This window comes from Micrococcus sp. GbtcB5, assembly GCF_019091605.1.
Taxonomy (GTDB): domain Bacteria; phylum Actinomycetota; class Actinomycetes; order Actinomycetales; family Micrococcaceae; genus Micrococcus; species Micrococcus luteus.
On record NZ_JAGXJK010000007.1, the window covers coordinates 1 to 21,981 of the forward strand.

General features: G+C 73.3%; 20 protein-coding genes and 1 pseudogene. 11 read left to right on the top strand and 10 right to left on the bottom strand.

The window, feature by feature from the left end; genetic code table 11:
* Positions 1-604, top strand: a 604-nt coding sequence (locus KVS67_RS03620) for an integrase core domain-containing protein (protein WP_192535255.1), incomplete at its 5' end; no start/stop codon positions are given.
* 67 nt (positions 605-671) lie between these two features.
* Here KVS67_RS03620 and KVS67_RS03625 read toward each other — a convergent pair.
* The 4 genes and pseudogenes from KVS67_RS03625 to KVS67_RS03640 all read right to left on the bottom strand — a co-directional run bounded on the left by KVS67_RS03625 (position 672) and on the right by KVS67_RS03640 (position 4,638).
* The gene (locus tag KVS67_RS03625; RefSeq protein ID WP_051995331.1) at positions 672-1,295 is read right to left on the bottom strand and encodes a CueP family metal-binding protein; all 624 of its coding nucleotides are present in this window, start codon (positions 1,293-1,295) and stop codon (positions 672-674) included.
* Positions 1,296-1,477: 182 nt separating this feature from the next.
* Entirely contained in the window at positions 1,478-1,813 is a 336-nt protein-coding gene (locus tag KVS67_RS03630; RefSeq protein ID WP_269454423.1) for a metal-sensitive transcriptional regulator, read from the bottom strand.
* 11 nt (positions 1,814-1,824) lie between these two features.
* Positions 1,825-3,961, bottom strand: a pseudogene (locus tag KVS67_RS03635) (heavy metal translocating P-type ATPase).
* Positions 3,962-4,050: 89 nt separating this feature from the next.
* Positions 4,051-4,638: a YdhK family protein gene (locus KVS67_RS03640; protein ID WP_020627858.1), complete on the bottom strand. Its 588-nt coding sequence runs from the start codon at positions 4,636-4,638 to the stop codon at positions 4,051-4,053.
* A gap of 501 nt (positions 4,639-5,139) precedes the next feature.
* Here KVS67_RS03640 and dxs point away from each other — a divergent pair.
* The 4 genes from dxs to KVS67_RS03660 are packed head-to-tail and all read left to right on the top strand — an operon-like array spanning position 5,140 to position 8,977.
* On the top strand, positions 5,140-7,155 hold the full coding sequence (dxs, locus tag KVS67_RS03645; RefSeq protein WP_063188918.1) for a 1-deoxy-D-xylulose-5-phosphate synthase: 2,016 nt from the start codon (positions 5,140-5,142) through the stop codon (positions 7,153-7,155).
* On the top strand, positions 7,152-7,670 hold the full coding sequence (locus tag KVS67_RS03650) for a hypothetical protein (protein WP_063188920.1): 519 nt from the start codon (positions 7,152-7,154) through the stop codon (positions 7,668-7,670). The genes dxs and KVS67_RS03650 overlap by 4 nt, the downstream gene beginning before the upstream one ends.
* Positions 7,671-7,673: 3 nt before the next feature.
* Complete coding sequence (locus KVS67_RS03655; RefSeq protein WP_036337023.1) at positions 7,674-8,648, top strand: aldo/keto reductase; 975 nt, start codon at positions 7,674-7,676, stop codon at positions 8,646-8,648.
* On the top strand, positions 8,648-8,977 hold the full coding sequence (locus tag KVS67_RS03660; RefSeq protein WP_063188922.1) for a PLD nuclease N-terminal domain-containing protein: 330 nt from the start codon (positions 8,648-8,650) through the stop codon (positions 8,975-8,977). Before KVS67_RS03655 ends, KVS67_RS03660 begins: the two co-directional genes overlap by 1 nt.
* A 7-nt stretch (positions 8,978-8,984) precedes the next feature.
* Here KVS67_RS03660 and KVS67_RS03665 read toward each other — a convergent pair whose 3' ends face one another.
* Positions 8,985-9,497 carry a Rieske (2Fe-2S) protein gene (locus KVS67_RS03665; RefSeq protein WP_020627853.1) on the bottom strand — a complete coding sequence of 171 codons (513 nt, stop codon included), beginning with the start codon at positions 9,495-9,497 and terminating at the stop codon, positions 8,985-8,987.
* Between the two features lie 94 nt (positions 9,498-9,591).
* Between KVS67_RS03665 and KVS67_RS03670 the strand changes: the two genes are divergently transcribed.
* Positions 9,592-10,248 carry a hypothetical protein gene (locus tag KVS67_RS03670; protein ID WP_036382836.1) on the top strand — a complete coding sequence of 219 codons (657 nt, stop codon included), beginning with the start codon at positions 9,592-9,594 and terminating at the stop codon, positions 10,246-10,248.
* A 41-nt stretch (positions 10,249-10,289) separates the two neighbouring features.
* On the opposite strand, the gene KVS67_RS03675 is transcribed toward KVS67_RS03670, so the two are convergent.
* From KVS67_RS03675 to msrB, 4 genes are all read right to left on the bottom strand, one after another.
* The gene (locus tag KVS67_RS03675) at positions 10,290-12,461 is read right to left on the bottom strand and encodes a 3-hydroxyacyl-CoA dehydrogenase NAD-binding domain-containing protein (protein ID WP_179297169.1); all 2,172 of its coding nucleotides are present in this window, start codon (positions 12,459-12,461) and stop codon (positions 10,290-10,292) included.
* Between the two features lie 76 nt (positions 12,462-12,537).
* A complete protein-coding gene (locus tag KVS67_RS03680) occupies positions 12,538-13,788 on the bottom strand; it encodes an HRDC domain-containing protein (protein ID WP_166437558.1) in 1,251 nt (416 codons plus the stop codon).
* A gap of 71 nt (positions 13,789-13,859) precedes the next feature.
* Positions 13,860-14,474, bottom strand: a complete 615-nt coding sequence (locus KVS67_RS03685; protein ID WP_020627849.1) for a DUF3000 domain-containing protein — start codon at positions 14,472-14,474, stop codon at positions 13,860-13,862.
* A 75-nt stretch (positions 14,475-14,549) separates the two neighbouring features.
* Positions 14,550-15,065, bottom strand: a complete 516-nt coding sequence (gene msrB, locus KVS67_RS03690) for a peptide-methionine (R)-S-oxide reductase MsrB (protein ID WP_020627848.1) — start codon at positions 15,063-15,065, stop codon at positions 14,550-14,552.
* A gap of 87 nt (positions 15,066-15,152) precedes the next feature.
* On the opposite strand from msrB, the gene KVS67_RS03695 reads away from it, so the two are divergent.
* Entirely contained in the window at positions 15,153-16,553 is a 1,401-nt protein-coding gene (locus tag KVS67_RS03695; protein WP_020627847.1) for a S9 family peptidase, read from the top strand.
* A 6-nt stretch (positions 16,554-16,559) separates the two neighbouring features.
* Here KVS67_RS03695 and KVS67_RS03700 read toward each other — a convergent pair whose 3' ends face one another.
* The gene (locus tag KVS67_RS03700; protein ID WP_061867324.1) at positions 16,560-18,653 is read right to left on the bottom strand and encodes a M3 family metallopeptidase; all 2,094 of its coding nucleotides are present in this window, start codon (positions 18,651-18,653) and stop codon (positions 16,560-16,562) included.
* 99 nt (positions 18,654-18,752) lie between these two features.
* On the opposite strand from KVS67_RS03700, the gene KVS67_RS03705 reads away from it, so the two are divergent.
* The 4 genes from KVS67_RS03705 to ruvB all read left to right on the top strand — a co-directional run bounded on the left by KVS67_RS03705 (position 18,753) and on the right by ruvB (position 21,941).
* Positions 18,753-19,514 carry a YebC/PmpR family DNA-binding transcriptional regulator gene (locus tag KVS67_RS03705; RefSeq protein ID WP_049147641.1) on the top strand — a complete coding sequence of 254 codons (762 nt, stop codon included), beginning with the start codon at positions 18,753-18,755 and terminating at the stop codon, positions 19,512-19,514.
* Between the two features lie 47 nt (positions 19,515-19,561).
* The gene (ruvC, locus tag KVS67_RS03710) at positions 19,562-20,197 is read left to right on the top strand and encodes a crossover junction endodeoxyribonuclease RuvC (RefSeq protein ID WP_036317938.1); all 636 of its coding nucleotides are present in this window, start codon (positions 19,562-19,564) and stop codon (positions 20,195-20,197) included.
* A gap of 80 nt (positions 20,198-20,277) precedes the next feature.
* Positions 20,278-20,922, top strand: coding sequence for a Holliday junction branch migration protein RuvA (gene ruvA / locus KVS67_RS03715; RefSeq protein ID WP_049147639.1), 645 nt, complete (start codon positions 20,278-20,280; stop codon positions 20,920-20,922).
* Positions 20,919-21,941: a Holliday junction branch migration DNA helicase RuvB gene (gene ruvB, locus KVS67_RS03720; RefSeq protein ID WP_036317944.1), complete on the top strand. Its 1,023-nt coding sequence runs from the start codon at positions 20,919-20,921 to the stop codon at positions 21,939-21,941. The genes ruvA and ruvB overlap by 4 nt, the downstream gene beginning before the upstream one ends.
* Positions 21,942-21,981 lie beyond the last annotated feature (40 nt).

Sequence of the window (21,981 nt, forward strand, 5' to 3'; positions counted from 1 at the left end):
GTGGCGTGACGAAGGGCTCCGGGTCCCGCAGCGGCGTCGACGCAAGCGCGTCGGGTCCTCGACCGTCGACGCGCCGACGGCGGACGCGCCGAACGTGGTGTGGGCGGTGGACTTCCAGTTCGACGCCGACGAGCACGGACGACCGATCAAGATCTGCTCGATCGTCGACGAACACACCCGGGAGTGCATCGGCGGGCTCGTGGAGCGCTCGATTACCGCCGACCGACTCACCGCCCACCTCGAGGACCTCGTCGCCGCCCGGGGCGCCCCGGCGGTGCTCAGGTCGGACAACGGGCCGGAGTTCATCAGCGAGGCGATGGCCGACTGGGCCGGCACCCGCACCGGCCTGTCCTACATCCCTCCGGGCTCGCCGTGGCGCAACGGGTACGTCGAGTCGTTCAACAGCCGGATCCGCGACGAGTGCCTCAACATCAACAGCTTCTACTCGCTGCTGCACGCACAGGTCATCATCGGCGACTGGAAGGACGAGTACAACCACCACCGCCGGCACTCCTCGCTCGGCTACCTAACCCCAGCCGAGTACGCTCGGCAGTGCACCCATCAAATGGAAACCGACGACTCACAGAACGTCCGGACCGAATGAAGGGGGCGGCTCAGGACGTCTCGACGCCTGATCTGTCGGCGCTGAAGAGGAGCATGAGGCCTGGGCCTCAAGCCAGCTGAAGACCGGTCAAGCAGGTGGGGTCGTCGGGGCGGGTCGAGATGGCCTTTTTCGCGGTGCGGCCTTCAGCTGAGACAGTGAGAGTGGCGTCAATTCCACGCGGCAGCCAGACCCCGACGAATCCGTTGTCGTACGTCGTCAGCGTTTCATCGAGGAGGGTCTCCCCTGACGTCGCCTCGACCACGGTGACGTGGACGTCAGTATTGGCGAGTTCGCCGGTGCAGGTCGTGAGGCTGTGGAAGTAGCATTCGTGAGTCTGGCTGCGATACGGGGCGATAGAGACGTAGAACTCGTCTTCTGGCATCGGCACGGTGGTCTGATTGTTCTGATCGTCGGTCAGTACAAGCTGGTCGGGTTCAATCGACGCGATGAATTCAGACGAGCGATCTGTCACCTTCGTTGAGTCGAGTCGCTTGATGATCTCGCGAGCATTCAATCCGTCTAGATTGTGCTCGACCACCAGTGAGTGATCGGATCCTGCATCAGCGGACGGTCCCGCATCAGCACAGCCGCTGAGCAGGAGGACGGCGCTGGTCGCCAGACCGGTCAAGGCCGCGCAGATCCTCAGGCGGCTCCTGGAGGACTGGATCGGAGCAACAATGGCAAGTGGCATGCCCAACTCTTTTCTCAGGTGAACGTGTTCATGTCGTCAGGTTAGACAGAAGGCATCCCGAGTTCGCCGGTGCCAAGGGCGCGACGACGTGCAAAGCACGCCTGCCCGGAGACATCAAGAGCCTTGTCCTGATCTGGGGCCCACCGGTCCGAGGCACCCTGTGTTGACGAAATCGGATGGTGTCAGGAGCGCACGAGGCGATTGATGGCGTCGGTGGCCTCCTGGATCTTGGCGATGGCCGCGTCTTCATCGCCTTTCTTGGCGGCGTCGAGCACGCAGTGCTTGAGGTGGTCATCGAGCAGACCGGTCGCCACTCCTTGCAGGGCGCGGGTGAGGGCCGAGACCTGGGTGAGGATGTCGATGCAGTACTTTTCGTCGTCGATCATCTTCGTGATGCCGCGGGCTTGGCCTTCGATACGCTTCATGCGGTTGCGGTAGCGGTCCTTGTCACTGATGTAGCCGTGCCGATGGGCTCCGGCGTCGGTACCGGTCTCATCGGCTGCAGTTTCAGTGGTCACGGGTGTGTCCTTCACTTCTGGTGCTCCAGGACGGAGCGGGTGCTGGCAGCTGGGGCGAGGTCGATGCGACGCAGCAGCTGGGCGTTGAGCGCGACGACGACGGTGGAGATCGACATCAGGATCGCACCTACTGACATCGGCATGACGAAGCCGACGGGTGCGAGCACGCCAGCCGCGAGCGGCACAGAGAGCAAGTTGTACCCTGCAGCCCACCACAGGTTTTGCCTCATTTTACGGTATGCGGCACGGGAGAGCTGGATCACCGAGAGCACGCTACGCGGGTCGGAGCTGGCGAGGATGACACCTGCAGAGGCGATGGCGACGTCGGTGCCGGCCCCGATGGCGATGCCGACGTCGGCCTGGGCCAGGGCAGGGGCGTCGTTGACGCCGTCGCCGACCATGGCGACCTTCTTGCCCTCCTTCTGCAGCTGGTCGACCTTGGCGGATTTGTCCTCGGGGCGGACGCCGGCGAAGACCCGGTCGATGCCGAGCTCTCTTCCCACCTCGTTCGCCACGGCTTCCGCGTCGCCGGTGATCATGACGACCTCGACGCCGAGCTGATGGAGCGCATCGACGGCGTCGCGGGACTCTGGGCGAACCTCGTCGGCGAGCTTGAGACCGCCGATGACCTTGCCGTCGCGGAGGACGTGCAGGATGATCGCACCCTCTGCCCGCCATTCGTCGGCGACACCGATCTCGTCCTGGCCGGTCTCCTCGAGCAGACGGGGTCCGCCGACGCGGATCTCATGGTCGGCCACCGTCGCGGTGACGCCGACCGCCGGGGAGGAGGTGAACCCGCTGGCCGGTTCGACGGCGAGGCCCTTCTCCTTGGCGGCGGTGACGATGGACCGGGCGAGGGGGTGCTCACTGTCGGCCTCGGCGGAGGCGGCCAGGGCGAGAAGCTGTTCGGCATTCAGGCCGCCGGTTGGGCTCCACGCCGGTGACGGTGGGCTCGCCCTTGGTCAGGGTGCCGGTCTTGTCGAAGAGCACCGCGTCGACCTGGCGCATGGACTCCAGGGCGAGGCGGTCCTTGATCAGGACGCCGCCGCGGGCGGCGCGCTCGGTGGCGATGGACACGACCAGAGGGATCGCCAGACCCAGCGCATGGGGGCAGGCGATGACGAGGACAGTGATGGTGCGAACGACCGCGTCGTCGGGGAGCCCGAAGAGCGTCCAGACGACGGCGGTGATCAGCGCAGCTCCGAGGGCGAACCAGAACAGCAGGGCCGCAGCCCGGTCGGCGATGCGCTGGGCACGGGAAGATGAGCCCTGCGCCTCGGCGACGAGCCTGTTGATGCCCGCCAGAGCCGTGTCGTCGCCGGTGGCGGTGATCTCTACGCGCAGGCCGGAGTCGGTGGCCACGGTGCCGGCGGTGACGTTCTCGCCCTCGCCGCGGGCGACGGGGTGTGATTCGCCGGTGATCATGGACTCGTCCATGTCGGCGCGGCCGTCGACGATGGTGCCGTCGGCGGGGACGCTGCCGCCAGGCCGGACGATGACGACGTCGCCGACGCGCAGCTCTGCCGGGTCGACCTTGACGACGTCGTCTCCCTCTATACGCTCAGCCTCGTCAGGGAGCAGCGCGGCGAGGGAGTCCAACGCCGAGGTGGTCTGGGCCAGTGAGCGCATCTCGATCCAGTGGCCCAGCAGCATGATGACGATCAGCAGCGCCAACTCCCACCAGAACTCGAGCTCGGGGTGGACGAGACCGACAGTGGCGGCCCAGGAGGCGAGGAACGCTACGGTGATGCCGAGCGCGATGAGCAGCATCATCCCCGGCTGGCGGCTTTTCAGCTCGCTGACAGCACCGGTGAGGAACGGGGTGCCGCCCCAGGCGTACATGACGGAGCCGAGGACTGCGGCGACCCAGCCCGCCCAGCTGGGGACCGAGTAGCCCAGGAGCATGGCGAACATGGGGGAGAACGCGACCACCGGGATGGCGATGATCAGATTGATCCAGAACAGCCGCCGGAACTGGCCGACGTGGTCGCCGTGGCCCGCGTGACCACCGCCGTGATGACCGTGCCCGGCGTGGTCACCGTGTTCCATGGTGTGGTCTTCGTTCTCGGCGCGCGAGTCGTCACGGTGGCCGGACTCGGTGGTCGCGACGCCGGCGTGGTCATGGTGATGCGTGGTCGGGTCCGTCATGCTCTTCGCTTCCCCTCGTCATTCCCCGATCTTTCCTTCGATCGGGTCGTATTTCGCCGCGGACCTTCAGCGCGCCCGCGGCGATCGGCTCAGGAGGCCGGCTTGAGCTCGCTCTCGACGACCCACTTGTGGTTGGTCATCGTCATGCCGTCGGACTCGTAATCGACCATGTAGACGGTCTCCTCGGTGGAGGAGGCGATGGTCGCCTTCGCGCCCTTCATGCCTTCCATGTGTTCGGCCTCGAGAGTGACCTCGGTGCCGTCGGCCAGACGTTCATCTCCGGCGTCCTTGATCTCCTGCTGGACGACCCACTTGTGATCCTTGACCGGCTCCCCGCCTGCGGACGGCGTGAAGTCCACCGCATAGGTGTACGTGTCGTACGCGCCGGCGATCATCGCGTTCGCACCGTCCATGCCCTCCATGTGGTCGGCGGTGAGCGTGACCTCGGTGCCGACCGGGTATGTGGGCGACGCAGCCGTCTCGATGCCCTCGGGGGCGGGGCCGCCGTCCATCGGATGCTCCATCCCGCCGCTGTCAGAGCTGCTGCCGTGGCCCTCGTGCTGGCTGGTCGTCGAGGGGGTCCCTTGGTCCTGGTCGCCGCCGGTGCTGCAGCCGGTGAACACGAGCGCTCCTCCGAGCACTCCTGCGGCGACGGTGGTCTTGAGGTGCTTGCGCATGAAGTCTCCTGTTCGTTCTGGTCCAGTCAACGCTATACCCCTCCCGGGTATCAAGTCGATGTCGATCGGCGGGCGTGGAATCGCCCGGCCAAGATCCAGTCGACCCGGGGTGGCAGCGCTGAGGCTGCGATGGAGAACATCGGCTCGGCGGCCCTGGTCGCAGATGGAATCGAGGCCCGAACGGACGGGCTCACCTCGCTCGCCGTCGTGACGGGATCGGCTGCGTCGTCTCGTGAACATCACCGTGGTGAGAAGACGATCCCAGTACCGCCGATCACCCAAGAGAAATTGGTCTTGTACGGTTGCATCGTCGGGCGTCCCGTCGAGACAGGGATCCTGAGAGCCGACGGAAGCTGTGCAACTATCGCCAGGCAGAGCGAAGCATGTCTCAGTACGTGCTCCGTCAGATCGCCGCGAAGGCCTGATCCACGGGGCCCGCCCGCGCGGGCCGCCGCCCGCGTCCCGCCCGGGCGCGGACCCGCGGAGTAGGCTGGTCGCACCATGGAACATCTGCCCCCCACGAGCCCCGGCGCCCCGCTGCTGCCGCAGATCGCCCGCCCGGCGGACCTGTCGGCCCTCACGGAGGACCAGTTGACCGCGCTGGCGGCGGAGATCCGCGCCTACCTGATCGCCCACGTCTCCAAGACGGGTGGCCATCTCGGACCGAACCTGGGCGTCGTCGAGCTGACGCTGGCCGTGCACCGCGTGTTCGAGTCGCCGAAGGATGCGGTCATCTTCGACACGGGCCACCAGTCGTACGTGCACAAGCTGCTCACGGGGCGCCAGGACTTCACGACGCTCCGCCAGGAGGGGGGCCTGTCCGGCTACGGCGACCGCACCGAGTCCGAGCACGACGTGGTGGAGTCCTCGCATGCCTCCAGCTCGCTCTCCTGGGCGGACGGCATCGCGCGGGCCTGGGCGCAGACCGGGCAGGGGGACCGCACCGTGGTGGCCGTGATCGGCGACGGCGCGCTCACGGGGGGCATGGCCTGGGAGGCGGTCAACAACATCGCCGCCGGCCGGGATCGGCGCGTGGTGATCGTGGTCAACGACAACGGCCGCTCGTACGCGCCCACGGTGGGCGGCGTCGCCGAGCACCTGGGCGGACTGCGCCGCGGGGTGCTGGACAAGGTGCGCACCCACCACCGCTACGAGCAGACCCTCGACTACCTCAAGCGCCGCCTCCAGGAGGCCGGCCTCGCGGGTGAGCTGGTGTACCGGCCGCTGCACGCGGCGAAGAAGGGCCTCAAGGACCTCTGGGCGCCGCAGGGCCTGTTCGAGGACCTGGGCATGAAGTACATCGGTCCGGTGGACGGTCACGACCTCACCGCCATGGAGGAGGCCCTCGAGGACGCGCGGGCGTACGGCGGGCCCGTGATCGTCCACGCGATGACCGAGAAGGGGCACGGCTACGCGCCGGCGGTCGCGCACGAGGCGGACCAGTTCCACGCGATCGGCGTGATCGACCCCTCCACGGGCGAGCCCATCACCTCGTCGACGGCCCAGTCCTGGACCTCCGTGTTCGGCGAAGAGATGGTCGCGATCGCGGACGAGCGGCCGGACGTCGTGGCCATCACCGCCGCCATGCAGAACCCCGTGGGCCTGGCCCCGATGGCGCTGGCCCACCCGGACCGGGTGTTCGACGTCGGCATCGCCGAGCAGCACGCGGTCACGTCGGCCGCCGGCATGGCCTTCGGCGGCCTGCACCCCGTGGTGGCCGTCTACGCGACCTTCCTCAACCGCGCGTACGACCAGGTGCTCATGGACGTGGGCCTGCACCGTGCGGGCGTGACGTTCGTGCTGGACCGCGCGGGCGTCACCGGGCCGGACGGCCCCAGCCACCACGGCATGTGGGACCTGGCCCTGCTGCAGTCGGTCCCGGGGCTGCGGATCTCCGCGCCCCGTGACGCGGACACGCTCCGGGAGGAGCTGCGCGAGGCCGTCGCCGTCGAGGACGCGCCCACCGTGGTGCGGTTCGCGAAGGGCTCGGTCGGCGAGTCGGTGCGTGCCCTGGAGCGGCTGTCGGACGGCACGGACGTGCTCGCCCGGCGCGGCGAGGCCGGCGGACGCGACGGCGCCGAGCGGGACGTGCTGATCGTGGCGGTGGGTGCGATGGCCGAGCTCGGCCTCGACGTCGCCGAACGGCTCGAGCGGCACGGCATCAGCGCCACGGTGATCGACCCGCGGTGGGTCCTGCCCGTGGCCCGATCCGTGATCGACACGGCCGCCCGCCACCGGATCGTCGTGTGCCTCGAGGACGGGGTGCGGGCCGGCGGCGTCGGCTCGCGGATCCGCCAGGAGATGCGTGCGGCCGGCGTGGACACGGCCCTGAACGAGGTTGGCCTGCCGGTCGAGTTCCTCGCCCACGGCAGCCGCGAGCAGGTGCTGGCCCGCGTGGGCCTCACCGCGCAGCGCATCACCCAGGACACCGTCGCCCAGGTCCTCGGCGCCAAGGTCCCGTACGCCCGGCCCGTCCCCGAGGACGCGGCCGCCCCCCACCACCAGGAGCAGGCATGAGCATCGTCCGGTTGTACCGTGAGACCGTCGGTGACGACGGCGCCCGGCTCTTCGAATACCGCGAGGCATGGGCCGACGCGGAGGCCGGGGAGTTCGTGGTCCACCACGGCCGGGTCGGCCAGCCCGGCACCGTCGGGGAGCAGCCCCTGGCCGACCCTGCCGAGGGCGATCAGCTGCTGGCCGCGTTCGTGGCACAGGGCGCGGAGGAGGGCTTCGCCGAGGCGGACCCCGCGACCTTCGCCGTGTTGCCGGTGGCCTACCGGCTCCGCGGCCGGGAGGCCACCGCGATCGAGCGGCGCACCGTCGAGCGGCTGCGCGTCGAGGTGACCCACCAGCTGGCCTGGCGCGGTCTCGGCGAGGTCGAGGACCTCGTCGACGAGGTCGGTGCCCTCGTGCTGCGCGTGCGGACCCCCCACGCCCGCAAGGCCGCCGCCGAGATCCCGGCGGCCGCCAAGCGCGCCGACGGCGTGCAGCCGAACAAGGTGGACGTCCGCACCGCAGAGCAGGAGGGCTGACCCGTGCGCCACACCCGTCTCGGCCGCTCCGGGCTGACCGTCTCCGTCGTCGGCTTGGGCTGCAACAACCTCGGCCGCCCCGGCACCGCCACGCTGGAGCAGGCCGGCACCGACGCCGTCGTCCACGCCGCGCTCGACGCCGGCATCACCTTCTTCGACGTCGCCGACGTCTACGGCGCGGAGCCCGGCCTGTCCGAGGAGCGGCTCGGCCGCGCCCTCGGTGCCCGCCGCAACGAGGTGGTGATCGGCACCAAGTTCGGCATGGACATGGGCGGCGTCGCCGGTGACGACGGCGGCGCGCGGGGCTCACGCCGGTACATCGTGCGCGCCGTCGAGGACTCCCTGCGCCGCCTCGGCACCGACTGGATCGACCTCTACCAGTTCCACACCCCGGACCCGGCCACGCCCATCGAGGAGACCCTCCGCGCGCTCGACGACCTCGTGCGCGCCGGCAAGGTCCGCTACGTGGGCCACTCGAACCGGGCCGGCTGGCAGATCGCCCAGGCCGAGTACGTGGCTCGCGAGCTGGGCGTGGAGCGCTTCGTGTCCACGCAGAACCACTACAACCTGCTGGACCGCCGGGCCGAGCTCGAGGTGGTCCCGGCGGCGGCCGAGTTCGGGCTTGGCGTCCTGCCGTACTTCCCCCTGGCCAACGGGCTGCTCACGGGCAAATACTCGCAGGGCGACGCCCCCGAGGGCTCGCGCCTGTCCCACGTGCGCCAGCACATGGTGGCCGACGCCGACCTGGAGCAGCTGGCCGCGTTCGGCCGGTTCGCCCGGGAGCGGGGGATCACCGAGGTCCAGGCCGCGATCGGGTGGCTGGCGGCGCAGGGACCGGTGTCCTCCGTGATCGCCGGCGCCACCCGTGCCGCGCAGGTCGTGGAGAACGCGGCGGCGGCCGACTGGCTCGCCACCGCGGAGGACCTGGCCGAGCTGGACGCCCTGTTCCCGGGCCCGGAGAAGGTCGCGCTCTTCTGATGGTCGGCGCGCTGACCGGCGCGGCCGCCGCGAACCCGCTCGTGCCGACGCCGGGGGAGGCCGCCCTGGGCTGGACCGTGTCCGTCGTGGCCGGCGCGCTGTGGGTGGCCGGCTTCGTCTCGCTGGGCCGCAGCCCCCTGGACGCCCGGGCGCGCCTGCCGTGGGTCGGCCTCATGCTGCTGCTGCCGGTGCTGGGGGCGCTCATCTGGTTCTGGTGGCGGCACCGCTACTACCCGGCGCGGCGGCGCGAGCAGCCGGCGTGGGACCCCAACGACCGCTCCGCCGTCGTGGTGCCCCCACGGCGGCGCTACGGCGCGCCGGAGGACTGAGCAGGGCTCAGAGCTTGACGACGATGCGGTCGTCGACGACGGCCGCGTCGTAGTCCATGAGGGCCTTGCGGGCCGGGCCGCCGAACGGCTTCCCCGAGGTGACGTCGAAGTGCGAGCCGTGGCAGGGGCAGGCGTAGGCCGGGCCCTCCTGCCGGTCCACGACCTGGAGCAGGCAGCCCTGATGCGTGCACACGTTGGTGAAGGCGGTCACCGTGGTCTCGTCCACGCGATGCATCATCAGCGTCCGACCCTGCACCTGCACCTCCCGGGAGGCGCCCACGGGCAGCTCGGCGGCGGGCAGCGCGTCGACGGCGTCGGAGCCGGTGTAGTGGTCCTGCGCGGTGTCCTTCTCACGCAGCCGGTCCGTGCAGCCGGCCAGCGCGAGTGTGCCGGCACCCGCGGCGGCGACGGCGGCGCCGCGGCCCAGGACGGTGCGGCGGGAGGTGTCCGGGCGGGCGTGGTCGTCGCAGCAGCCGGACCGGGAGGAGTTCGGGGTGAGGGGGGAGTCCTGCGTGGTCATCGACCCATTATCGCCCGTGGCGAGGGCGGATGCGACCGGGCCCGACGGGTGCGAGGATCGGGGGGACGGACCCCCGAGCCCCAGGAGCACCGCCGTGACCCACCCCGCCCCGCGCCCCACCGGCGCCGCCCGCTTCGACCTCACCCCCTTCGAGCGGTGGGAGGCCGTGACCCTCGACGACGTGCACGTCGGCTTCCTGCACCGGGTGCTGGAGGACGGCGTGCTGACCACCCGCATGGGCTTCGCCCCCACGCCCGCCCAGCGCGCCGCCCGCGGTGGACTGCCCGAGCGCTACCTCGCCCAGACGCAGGTCGGCTTCACGCCCGACGGGGACGGCTGGGCATGGACGACCCACGAGGACTCCGCCGGAGCCCAGCGGGTGCGCATCGACCGTGAGCGGGCCGGCATCGACGCCGCGGTGCTGCCCTCGTACGCGGAGTACCTCCTCCTCGCGCGGGTGGCCGCCGAGGGCCCGCTCGCCGTGGACCGGCTCGAGGAGGCCTCGCCCCTGCAGGGCGGGCTGCGCGTGCCCCGCGCCGAGCTGCGCCCGGCGGACGCGGGCGGGTCGGACGTGCGGGTGGCCGTCGTCGCGGACGGCGTGGAGCTGGGGGCGCACCTCGTGCGCGAGGGCGCCGTGGTCGCCTCCGACTGGGGCGGGGGCACCGCCTCGACCCCCGTGGCCGACCAGGCCGCGGCGACCGCCGGGCTCGACGCGCACGTGGTGACGTTCGCCGGGCTGCCGATCGCCTGAGCCGTGGGCCGGGCCGTCGCGGACGGCCCGGCCGGGGCCGGTCAGGCCTGCGCGGCCGGGTGGAAGCGCCGCCCGTTCACCCGCTCGGCGGCCCCGCAGTCGTCCAGGTACGGCGTGATGCCGCCCAGGTGCAGGGGCCAGTTGGCGCCGAGGATCATGCACAGGTCCACGTCCTCGGGGGCCGCGACGACGCGCTCGTCCAGGAGCAGGCCGATCTCCTCGGCCAGCGCGTCCTCGACCCGGCGCAGCAGCTCCTCGGAGGTCTGCGGGGTCGAGCCCTGCTCCAGCAGGGCCGCGGTCGCCTCCGGGATCTGCTCGCCGGTCGCGCCGGCGGCCTCCTCGTCGCGCCGGTCGGGGCGGACGTCCTTGGCCCAGATCGCGGTCTTGCCGGCGTCGATCAGGCGCTGCAGGTTCGCCGAGACCGGGAAGCGCTCCGCGCCGAAGGACGCGGAGAGGGACTCGGACACGTGCTGGGCCACGGGGATGCCGACCATGGCCAGGAGGGTGAACGGCGTCATCGGCAGGGCCAGCGGGTCCAGCGCGTGGTCGGCCTCGTGCGCGTCGGTGCCCTCGTCGAAGGAGTTCTGCACCTCGCCCATCATGCGCAGCAGGACGCGGTTGACCACGAACGCGGTGGCGTCGTGGACGAGCACGCCGGTCTTGCGGAGCCGGCGGGTCAGTTCGAACGCGGTGGCCACGACCTCGTCCGTCGTCGCCTCGGTCCGCACGATCTCCACGAGCGGCATGACCGCCACCGGGTTGAAGAAGTGGAAGCCCACGAGGCGCTCGGGACGCTCGAGGACCTCGGCCATGGCGGCCACGGACAGGCTCGAGGTGTTGGTCATCAGGATGGCGTCCTCACGCACGATGCCCTCGAGCTCGCGGAAGACGGTGCGCTTGACCTCGAGCTCCTCGAAGACGGCCTCGATGACGATGTCGGCGTCCGCGTACACCGCCTTGTCCGTGTCCGCGGTGATCAACCCGGCCAGGGCCTCGCCGTCCTCGGCGGAGAGCCGTCCACGGGAGACCATCTTCTCGACCTGCGCGCGCACGCCCGCCAGGCCGCGCTCGACACGCTCGGCGTCGACGTCCGTCATCACGACGGGCACCCGCAGGTGCCGGGCGAAGACGAGGGCGAGCTGGCCGGCCATCAGGCCTGCACCGACGATGCCGACCTTGCGGACCTCGCGGGCGAGCTCGCGGCCCGGGTCGCCGGCGGGGCGCTTGGCGCGGCCCTGGACGAGGTCGAGGAACGCGTACACGGTGCGGCGGAACTCGGGGGAGTGCAGCAGGGTCCCGAGGGCGTCCGCCTCGGCCTGGGCGGACTCGGCGCGGGTGCGCGTGCGGGCGCCGGTGAACAGGTCCTCCAGGTGGCGGCGTGCCGGCAGGTGGCGTCCGGGGCGAGCGGCCTGCAGCCGCTCCAGCGCCGCCAGGGCACGGTCCCAGGCGGCGTCGGACACGTCGCGGTCGCGGTGGGCGGCCAGTTCGGCCGCCACGGACTCGTCCCCCGTGACCAGGGCGCCGGCGAGCTCGAGGCCGGCGTCGAGGAGGTCCCCCTCGGCGATCCGGTCCATGAGGCCGAGCCCGTGCGCGGCGCGGGCGTCGAGCATGCGGTTGTCGTCGAGGGGGTTCTTCAGCACGACGTCGACGGCGGCCTCCGGGCCGATCAGGTGGGGCACGCGCCACACGCCGGACCAGCCGGGGATCAGGCCGAGCCGGACCTCGGGCAGGCCGAAGCCCTTCGCGTCGGCGGCCACCACGCGGTGTCCGGCGGCCAGGGCCAGCTCGAGGCCGCCGCCGAGGGCGAGGCCGTTCACGAGCGCGACCGTGGGGATCTCGAGGGCCGCGAGCCGGTCGTAGACGGCGTGGCCGAGCAGGGCCAGGTCGCGGCCGACGTCGTCGGTGAGGCCCGCGATCAGGGACAGGTCCGCCCCGGCCGCGAAGGTCCCCTCCACACCGGTCACGGCCAGGGCCTGGATCTCGCCCGCGGCGGCCCGGGCGGCCTGCTCGTCGAGCACCCGGCCGAGGCCGAGGAGCGTGGCCGGGCCCAGGGTCGCGGGCCGGCGGGGTCCCTGCCCGTTGTCCAGCGTGAGCAGCGCGAGCGTGCCCGCACCCTCGGGCAGGGCGTGGTCGGTCACGGTGACGGTGGTGACGACCTCATCCGGGGCCAGGGCGGGCAGGTGGTCGAAGGAAGCAAGAGAAACGGATGTCATGCGGGTCACACTACCGGCGAGTAGCCTCCGCGTCGACGCGACGCGACGGACCGATCCGGCCGGCCGCGTCGGGGGGTCAGGCGTCGGCGGGATCGGGGTCCAGCAGCGCGACCGTGACGATCGCGCCGACGTTCTCCACCTGCCACGGGCGCGCGCCCCGCTCCGTCAGGAACGCGTCCACGGTCTCGGGGGTGATCGGGGCGGGCGGGGTCCAGCAGATCCGCCGGAGGGTGTCCGGGGTGAGGAGGTTCTCGGTGGGCATCCCCAGCTGCTCGGCCCGACGGGCGACGCGGGCCTTGGCCGTGCGCAGGCGGCGGTCCGCCACCGGGTCCCGGTCCTTCCAGGCCCGGGGTGGGGGCGGGCCGTCCCCGGTGCGGACCTGCGCCGCGGGGGCGTCGCCCCGCTCGGCGTCCTCGACGCCGGCCCGGATCGCGGCGATCCAGCGCGGAGCCTCGCGGCTCGCGGCGCGGCCGTGGAAGCCGGAGGTCTGGCGCAGGGCGGGGACGGTGCGCGGCTGGGCGGCCGCGGCGGCGACGATCGACCGGTCCGGGATGAGCCGGCCGGGGGCGACGTCGCGGTGGCGGGCGAGGTCCTCGCGGGCCTCCCACAGGCGCTTGAGGACCGCGCGCTGCACGGGGCGGCGCAGCGTCTGGGAGCCCGAGGTGCCGCGCCAGGGGTCCTTCTTCGGCGCGGGCGGCGGGGCCGTGCGCACGTGCTCGAACTCCTGTTCGGCCCACGCGAGCTTGCCGTCGGCCTCGAGGCGCGCGATCAGGGCCTCACGCAGCGGGACGAGCAGCTCGACGTCGAGCGCCGCGTAGGTGAGCATCGCCTCGGGCAGCGGACGCACCGACCAGTCGGCGGCCGAATGCTCCTTGGCGAGGGTGACCCCCAGCAGCTCCTCCAGGACCGCGGCCAGGCCGACGCGCGGCAGGCCGGACACCCGGGCCGCGAGCTCGGTGTCGAACAGCCGATCGGGGCGCAGCCCCTGCTCGGCCAGGCAGGGCAGGTCCTGGCTGGCCGCGTGCAGGATCCACTCGACGCCCGCGAGGGCCTCCTGCAGCGGGGCCAGCCCGTCGAGGGCTTCGGGATCGACGAGCCAGATGCCGGCGCCCTCGCGCTTGAGCTGGACGAGCATAGCCCGCTGGCCGTACCGGATCCCGGAGGCGCGCTCCGCGTCGACGGCGACGGGCCCGGTCCCCGCGGCGAGCGCCGCGGCGCAGGCCTCCAGGCCCGCGCGGGTGTCGGTGAGCCGGGGGACTCCACCGGCCGGTGTGGCGATCAGCCGCGGGGGCGCGTCCGGGGCGGCCGTCTCGGGGGCGTCGGTCATGCTGCTCCTGTTCGGGGAGGTCGGGGCGGGGACGGGCCGGGGCCCGGTGTGTCGGAGGCGCGGGCGCGCGGTCAGGGGCCGGCCGTGTGGACGTCCGCGGCGTGCTCGGGCGGCAGACCGGCGAACGCGCAGATCATGTCCGACCACGCCTCGAGATGCGAGCCGAGGTCCCGCGGGGCCGGGGTCCACGAGGCGCGCAGCTCGATGTCGGTGGTGTCCGGGGCCGCACTGAGCGTCCCGAAGCCCTCCGCGATGCTGCGCGTCGCGGTGCCGCCGGCGTGGGAGTGCTCGGCGTGGCGGCGCTCGAGCGCCTCCACGAGCCACGTCCACGCGACGGCGCCGGCCAGCTGGTCCAGTGCGACGTCCGGTTCCAGGCTCGCACGGATCCATGTCACCGCCCGGAAGCCTCCCGGCCACCGGGCGTCCGGGGCCGGGTCGTGCAGGAGGACGAACCGCCCCGTGGCCAGCACGCCGCCGGTCGCGCCCGGCCCGTCGCACACGTCGGCGGCGAGGGCGACGGCGAAGGGCGCCTGCCCCTCGGGTGCCGGGATCTCCCGCAGCCGCACCTCGGTCCGTGGCCGCGCATCGCGCAGGTCCGCCAGGGCACGCCGGAACACCCCCGGCGGCACGGGCGCCTCGACCGCCCCGGGGGCGGCGGAGAGGCGACGGGGCCCGATCACGCTCATGCCCGTCAGCCTAGGCTGCGGGGCCCAGCGGGCCGCGGGGGCGCGCCGTGGACGCCACGGCGCTCCCGCACCGGATCAGCGCGCCCCGTCCGGGGCCGCCGCGTCGTCGGCGGGGGCCAGGCGCAGCGAGATCGAGTTGATGCAGTAGCGCAGGTCCGTGGGGGTGTCATAGCCCTCGCCCGCGAAGACGTGACCCATGTGGGAGCCGCACGCCGCGCACCGCACCTCGATCCGCTCCATGCCCAGGGTGGTGTCCTTCAGGTACTCCACCCGGTCCTCCGCGAGCGGTGCGAAGAACGAGGGCCAGCCGCAGTGCGCGTCGAACTTCTCGTCCGAGCGGAACAGCTCGGATCCGCACGCCCGGCACGCGTACACGCCCTTCACGTGCGAGTCCCAGTACTCGCCCGTGAAGGGCCGTTCCGTGCCGGCCCGGCGCAGCACCTGGAACTCCTCGGGCGTGAGCCGTCGGGCCCACTCCTCGTCCGTCAGGCGGGCGCCGCCCGGGGCGGCCAGGGTCTGCTCGGGAGCGGGGACGTCCCGCGCGGGGTCGGGGGTGGGGCCGTCATGGGGGGTGTGGGGAGTCTCGGTCATGCCCGGTGCAACGGTCCGGAGCGCCGTCGTGTTCCCGACCGGCGTCGCATTGGCGGGCGCGCCCGCCCGTGGAGGACAATGGCGCGCATGGCCGCACGACCCCGCCGTCCCCGTCCCCACCCCGCCGACCTGCCGCCCGCCCTGGCCGCCGCCGTCACCGTGGCAGCCCGGCGGGCCGGGGGTCGCGACTCCCGCGTCCGCCGAGCGGGCCGCCTGGTCCGCCGCGGAGTCACCGGATCGGTGCGCGGCGGCGTGGCCGTGGCCTCCCCGGTGGCCCGCTGGGCCCCGCCCGTGCTCAGCGTCGCCGCGGCCTCCGCCTTCGTGCTGGCCGGGGCGAGCTCGGCGCTCGCAGGCGTGTTCGCCCGCACCGTGGTGACCCCCGTGCGCCGCCACGCCGAGTCCACGCCGATCCTCGCCGTCGTCGACACGCCCGCCGGGCAGGACGTGATCCTGCAGGCCGACGAGTACACCACCGTGCCCGGCCAGTACTCCCTCACGTTCGACGACGGCGCCGGATGCGCCCGCATCGGGGAGATCACCTCCTTCGACCCCCGGGACGGCACGGTGCAGCGCGCGGTCGAGGAGGTCTTCTCCGGCGATCTGACGACGGCGACCCGGGGCCGGTTCACCGGCTTCGTCTACCCGACCCCCGCCGACGCCGGGCTCGACGCCGAGGACGTGCAGGTGCCGGTGCCCGGCGGCCACGCCCGCGCATGGCGCATCGAGCCGGACCCCAGCGAGGACGGCGAACCCCGTCCCGCGGAGGGGCTGTGGGCGGTGATGGTCCACGGCCGCGGCGCGCGCCGCAACGAGGGCATCCGCGCCGTGCCGACCGCCCGCCGCCTGGGCATGACGTCGCTGCTGATCTCCTACCGCAACGACGGCGACGCCCCGGACGCCGCCGACGCCCGCTACGGGCTCGGCACCACCGAATGGGAGGACGTCGAGGCGGCCATCCGCTACGCCCTCGACCACGGCGCCCGGGACGTCGTCCTCTTCGGCTGGTCCATGGGCGGGGCCGTGGTGCTGCAGACCGTGGACCGCTCCCCGCTGGCCCCGCACGTGCGCGGCGTGGTCCTGACGGGCCCCGTCATCGACTGGGTGGACGTGCTGCGCCACCAGGCCCGGCTCAACCGGATCCCCGAAGCCGTGGGCCTGCTCGGCCAGTGGCTGCTGGCCAACCGGGCCGGCCGGTTCATCACGGGCCTGGCCGCCCCCGTGGACCTCAAGGCCCTGGACTGGGTGACCCGCGCCGACCACGTGCGTGTGCCCACGCTGATCCTGCACTCCGAGGACGACGAGTACGTGCCCGTCGGCCCCTCGCAGGACCTGGCCGAGCGCAACCCGGACCTCGTGCGGTTCGTCCGCTTCCACCAGGCCCGCCACACCCGCGAGCAGAACGTGGACCCGCGCAAGTGGGACACCACCGTGCGCGGCTGGCTGCGCGCCGTGCTCAGCGCCCCCCGCCCCGGCGGCCGGGGGCGCTGACCGCGCTCAGGCCGCGGCGTCCGCCAGCCCCCGACGGCGCAGCAGCGGCTCGAGCTCGGCGTCCCGGCCACGGAACGCGCGGTAGGACTCCAGCAGGTCACGCGTATCGCCCCGCGAGAGCAGCTCGTCCGCGAACCGGCGGCCGTTCTCCCGCGTCATCCCGCCGTGCTCGCGGAACCACTCCACGGCGTCCGCGTCCAGCACCTCGGCCCACACGTAGGAGTAGTACCCGGCCGCGTAGCCGCCGCCGAAGATGTGCTTGAAGTAGCCGGTGCCGTAGCGCGGAGGCACCAGGTCCGGGTCGATGCCCGCCTCGGTCAGCACCCGGCGCTCGAACGCGGCCGGGTCGGCCGTGGCGGCGTCCACCGTCTCCTCCGTCAGCGAGTGCCAGGCCCAGTCCACGAGCGCCGCGCCCAAATACTCGACCGTGCGGTGCCCCTCGCCCCACAGGTCCGCCGCCTCGAGCCGCTCCAGCGTCCCCGCCGGCAGCGGCTCGCCCGACTCCACGTGCCGCGCGTACGCGGCCAGCAGGGACGGCTCGCGCAGCCACACCTCGTTGACCTGCGACGGGAACTCGACGACGTCGCGCGGCACGTTCGTCCCGGTGAGCGAGGCGTACTCGCCCCGGGCCAGCAGCCCGTGCAGGGCGTGGCCGAACTCGTGGAACAGCGTCGTGGCCTCATCCAGCGTCAGCAGGGCCGGACGCCCCGCCGCCGGGGCCGGCACATTCATCGTGGTGAACACCACCGGGCGCTCGCCCAGGGCGTCCGCCATGTCCCGCACCGTGTGCATCCAGGCACCGCCCGACTTGGTCGGCCGCGCGAACAGGTCCGCGACGAACAGACCCACCCCGGCACCGTCCTCACCCGTCACCTCGAACACCCGGATCCCGGGGCGGTACAGCTGCCGCGCCAGCTCCGGGCGCTCGGCGAACGTGAGCCCGTACAGCGCCGTCGCCGCCGCGAACACGCCCTCGGTCAGCACCCGGTCCAGCTCGAAGTACGGGCGCAGGGCGTCCGCGTCCACCGCGAACTCCTCCCGCGCGTACGCCGCGGACAGCGCCGGCCAGTCCCATGGGGCCACCTCGGCGTCCGTCCGGCCCGCGTGCGCCGCCGCCGTCGCCGCGTCCGCCCGCGCGTTGGCCATCGCCCGCGGCGCCATCGCGGCCAGCAGCTCCTCCACGGCCGCCGTCGACGGCGCCGCCCGGTCCTTCAGCGCCTGCTCGGCCCAGCTCTGCGCCCCCAGCAGCCGCGCCTTGCGCAGCCGCAGCCGCACCATCGCCATCGCCGTCGTCAGCGTCTCGTGCTCCCCGGCCCCGCCCCGGCCCGTCGACGCCTCGAACACCTCGCGCCGCATCCCCTCGTCCTGCAGGGACGCCAGCCACGGCTGCGACGTGAACAGGGACAGCGTCAGCAGCCACGGGCCCGCCGCCGCGTCCCCGTCCCCGTGCCCCGCCTCGGCGGCCGCCCCCGCCGCCGCGGCCAGGTCGTCCTCGCTCAGACCGGCCAGGCGCTCGCGGTCCGTGACGAGCACGGCGCGGGCCGCGGTGTCCGCGACGAGGCGGCGCGTGTAGGCGGCCGAGAGGGACGCCAGCTCCGTGTTGATCCCGCGCAGCTCCTCGCGCGCGGCGTCGTCCAGGTCCGCCCCCGCCAGGGAGAGGCGCAGGCGCAGCGCCTCCAGCAGGCGGGCGTCCTCGCCCGTGAGGCCGCCGTCGTCGATCGCCGCGACGCGCGCCACCAGCCGCGGGTCCAGCAGGATCGCGTCCTCGTGGGCCGCGAGCTCGGGGGAGAGCTCCTCGGCCAGGGCCTGCCGCGCGTCCGTGCCGTCCGAGCCGACGAGCGTGAAGAACATGGCGGCGGAGCGGCGCAGCAGCTGGCCGGACAGCTCGAGCGCGCGGACGGTGTTCTCGAAGGTCGGCGCCGTGGCCGCCCCGAGGATCTGGTCGACCTCGGCGCGCTGGGCCGCCATCCCCGCGCGCACGGCCTCGGCCAGCTGCGCGTCGGAGACGGCGGAGAAGTCGGGCAGCCCGTAGGGCAGGTCGGAGGGGGTCGCCAGCGGGTGGTCGGCGGGCAGGACGGAGGGCGCGGAGGTGTGGGTCATGGGCGCGAGTGTAGTCAGCCGTGATCCGCGCCACCCCACCGGGCGTCGCTAGACTGGGCGGTCGAGCCAGCAGACGAGATCCAGACCTGAGGAGGCGTGATGGCAGGACATTCCAAATGGGCGACCACCAAGCACAAGAAGGCCGTCATCGACGCGCGGCGCGCCAAGGCGTTCGCGAAGTACATCAAGAACATCGAGGTCGCGGCACGTGCCGGCGGACCCGACGTCGCCGGCAACCCCGCCCTCGACCTGGCCGTGTCCAAGGCCAAGAAGGCCTCGGTGCCCAACGACAACATCGACCGCGCCGTCAAGCGCGGCGCCGGCCTGACCGGCGAGGTCATCGACTACGCCGAGATCATGTACGAGGTCCGCGGCCCCCAGGGCTCGGCGCTGCTGGTCGAGTGCCTGACCGACAACAAGAACCGCGCCGCCGCGGACGTGCGCGCGGCCGTCACCCGCAACGGCGGCACCATGGCGGACTCCGGCTCCGTCTCCTTCCTCTTCGAGCGCAAGGGCCTCGTGCGCCTGCCCACCGAGGGCAACACCGAGGACGGCCTGCTCGAGGCCGTGCTCGAGGGCGGCGCGGACGCCGAGGAGGTCGTCGTCTCCGGCGACTCCTTCGAGATCCTCTCGGACCCCTCCGACCTGCAGTCCGTGGCCAAGGCCCTCGACGAGGCGGGCGTGGAGTACGAGTCCGACGAGCTCGAGTTCGTCCCCACCATGAAGGTGGACCTGGACGCGTCGGGCGCCCGCACCTTCCTCAAGCTGGCCGATGCGCTCGAGGACCTCGACGACGTCCAGAACGTCTTCTCGAACGTGGACATCGCCCCCGAGGTCCTCGCCGAGCTCGACGAGGACTGATCGCGCTGAGCGCGCGCCGGCCCGCCGACGTCGTCCGGATCCTCGGGGTGGACCCGGGGCTCACCCGCTGCGGGATCGCCGTGGTGGACGTGGACGCGCGACGGCGGGCCGCGCTCGTCCACGTCGAGGTCACGGGCACCCCGCCCACCGCCCCCCTGGACCAGCGCCTCCTGCGCATCGACGAGGCCGTCTCCGCGGTCCTCGCCGCGCACCGGCCCGATCGCGCCGCCGTCGAGCGCATGTTCGCGAACACGAACACGCCGACCGTGCTGGGCACGGCCCAGGCCGCGGGCGTGGCGATCGCCGCGGCCGCGCGCGCCGGCGTCCCCGTGGGCCTGCACACCCCCTCCGAGGTCAAGGCCGCCGTCACCGGACACGGCGATGCGGGCAAGGAGCAGGTCACCACGATGGTCACCCGGATCCTCCGCCTCGACGCCCCGCCGCGCCCGGCCGACGCGGCCGACGCCCTCGCCTTGGCCATCGCCCACGGCTGGCGCGGCACCGCCCTCGGCGCGGCCGCCGGCCAGACCGGCCTCGACACCGCAGACCTCGCCTCCCGGGCGGGGCGCTCGCAGTTCGCCGCCAAGGCGCCCGCGCGCGCCCGCCCGCGGGGCCAGCTCACCGCCGCGCAGCGGGCCTGGCTCGACGCCGAGCGCTCGGCGGGCGGCGGGCGTCGCCGGTAGGCCGCTGCCGGGCCGGCGTTCGATGATATGTTCGAATCCGCGCCGACCGGCGTCCGTCCGTCCCGACAGGAGGGCCCCTCATGATCGCCTCGCTCAGCGGCACCGTCGAGCACGTGGCCCTCGACCGGGCGGTCATTGCCGTCGGCGGCCTGGGTGTGCAGTTCTCCGCCACCCCGCAGACGCTGTCCACCCTGCACGAGGGCCGGCCGGGGGCGGTGCAGACCCACCTCGTGGTCAAGGAGGACGCCCTGACCCTCTACGGCTTCGCGGACCGCGACGAGCGCGAGGTGTTCGAGGTGCTCATCACGGCCAACGGCGTGGGTCCCCGCCTCGCCCTGGCGATCCTCTCCGTCCACCACCCCGAGACCGTGCGCCGGGCGGTCACCGAGGAGGACGAGAAGACCCTCACCCGCGTGCCCGGCATCGGGCCGAAGATGGCGCGCAAGATCATCGTCGAGCTCTCCGGCCGCCTCGCGCCCACCGGGGAGCCGGTGCCCGAGGCGGAGGCCGAGGCGAGCGCCGAGCCGACCGTCGAGGCGCTCTGGCACGCCGACGTCGTGCAGGCGATGGCCGGCCTGGGCTGGTCCGAGAAGGAGGCGCTCAAGGCCGTCGAGGCCACCGTGGCGGCCCGCCCGGAGCTGGACGAGGGCCGCGACGTCGCCGCGCTGCTGCGCGCCACCCTGCGCGACGTCGGCATGGCCGGCGCGGTGCGAGGCGGGCGATGAGCGCGGAGTCCTCACCGCTGTCCGCGGCGGCCGTCGACCCGGAGGAGCGTCGGCTCGAGGCCGCGCTGCGCCCCAAGCACCTGGACGAGTTCGTGGGCCAGATGCGCGTGCGCGAGCAGCTGGACCTCATGCTCGCCTCCGCCCGGCTGCGCGACCGCGCCGCGGACCACGTCCTGCTCTCCGGTCCGCCCGGGCTCGGCAAGACCACGCTGGCGATGATCGTGGCCGCGGAGATGAACGCCCCCCTGCGGCTGTCCTCCGGCCCCGCGATCCAGCATGCGGGCGACCTCGCGGCCATCCTGTCCTCGCTCACCGAGGGCGAGGTGCTCTTCCTCGACGAGATCCACCGGATGTCCCGCCCGGCCGAGGAGATGCTCTACATGGCCATGGAGGACTTCCGGGTGGACATCGTGGTGGGCAAGGGCGCCGGCGCCACCTCGATCCCGCTCGAGCTGCCGCCCTTCACGCTCGTCGGCGCCACCACGCGGGCCGGCCTCCTGCCGGGGCCGCTGCGCGACCGCTTCGGCTTCACGGGCCATCTGGACTTCTACACCGAGGTGGAGCTCGAGCGCGTCCTGCGCCGCTCCGCCCTGCTGCTGGACATGCGGCTGGCCACGGAGGGGTACCGGCAGATCGCCCGGCGCTCGCGCGGCACCCCGCGCATCGCCAACCGCTTGCTGCGCCGCGTGCGGGACTGGGCGCTCGTGAAGGGGCTGGCCGAGGTCGGCGCGCACGACGCCGCCGCCGCCCTGGACATGTACGAGGTCGACGGGCGCGGCCTGGACCGGCTCGACCGGTCCGTGCTCACGGCCCTGTGCACCACGTTCGGCGGCGGGCCCGTGGGGCTCAGCACGCTGGCCACCGCCGTGGGGGAGGAGGCCGAGACCGTGGAGACCGTGGCCGAGCCCTTCCTCATCCGCGAGGGCATGGTGGCGCGGACCCCCCGTGGCCGCGTCGCGCTGCCGGGGGCCTGGGAGCACCTGGGCCTCGCCGCTCCGGAGGCCACGCCGGGGCCGTGACGCCCAGGGCGGGCCCCTACACTGGACAGGCCCGCCCACC

Excerpts from the sequence above, each read along its gene's own strand:
- KVS67_RS03695 (WP_020627847.1), top strand. The coding sequence starts at position 15,153 with ATGGCCGCACGACCCCGCCGTCCCCGTCCCCACCCCGCCGACCTGCCG.
- KVS67_RS03675 (WP_179297169.1), bottom strand. The coding sequence starts at position 12,461 with ATGACATCCGTTTCTCTTGCTTCCTTCGACCACCTGCCCGCCCTGGCC.
- KVS67_RS03680 (WP_166437558.1), bottom strand. The coding sequence starts at position 13,788 with ATGACCGACGCCCCCGAGACGGCCGCCCCGGACGCGCCCCCGCGGCTG.
- dxs (WP_063188918.1), top strand. The coding sequence starts at position 5,140 with ATGGAACATCTGCCCCCCACGAGCCCCGGCGCCCCGCTGCTGCCGCAG.
- KVS67_RS03705 (WP_049147641.1), top strand. The coding sequence starts at position 18,753 with ATGGCAGGACATTCCAAATGGGCGACCACCAAGCACAAGAAGGCCGTC.
- KVS67_RS03650 (WP_063188920.1), top strand. The coding sequence starts at position 7,152 with ATGAGCATCGTCCGGTTGTACCGTGAGACCGTCGGTGACGACGGCGCC.
- KVS67_RS03665 (WP_020627853.1), bottom strand. The coding sequence starts at position 9,497 with ATGACCACGCAGGACTCCCCCCTCACCCCGAACTCCTCCCGGTCCGGC.
- KVS67_RS03640 (WP_020627858.1), bottom strand. The coding sequence starts at position 4,638 with ATGCGCAAGCACCTCAAGACCACCGTCGCCGCAGGAGTGCTCGGAGGA.
- KVS67_RS03660 (WP_063188922.1), top strand. The coding sequence starts at position 8,648 with ATGGTCGGCGCGCTGACCGGCGCGGCCGCCGCGAACCCGCTCGTGCCG.
- KVS67_RS03685 (WP_020627849.1), bottom strand. The coding sequence starts at position 14,474 with ATGAGCGTGATCGGGCCCCGTCGCCTCTCCGCCGCCCCCGGGGCGGTC.
- ruvA (WP_049147639.1), top strand. The coding sequence starts at position 20,278 with ATGATCGCCTCGCTCAGCGGCACCGTCGAGCACGTGGCCCTCGACCGG.
- ruvB (WP_036317944.1), top strand. The coding sequence starts at position 20,919 with ATGAGCGCGGAGTCCTCACCGCTGTCCGCGGCGGCCGTCGACCCGGAG.
- KVS67_RS03625 (WP_051995331.1), bottom strand. The coding sequence starts at position 1,295 with ATGCCACTTGCCATTGTTGCTCCGATCCAGTCCTCCAGGAGCCGCCTG.
- KVS67_RS03700 (WP_061867324.1), bottom strand. The coding sequence starts at position 18,653 with ATGACCCACACCTCCGCGCCCTCCGTCCTGCCCGCCGACCACCCGCTG.
- msrB (WP_020627848.1), bottom strand. The coding sequence starts at position 15,065 with ATGACCGAGACTCCCCACACCCCCCATGACGGCCCCACCCCCGACCCC.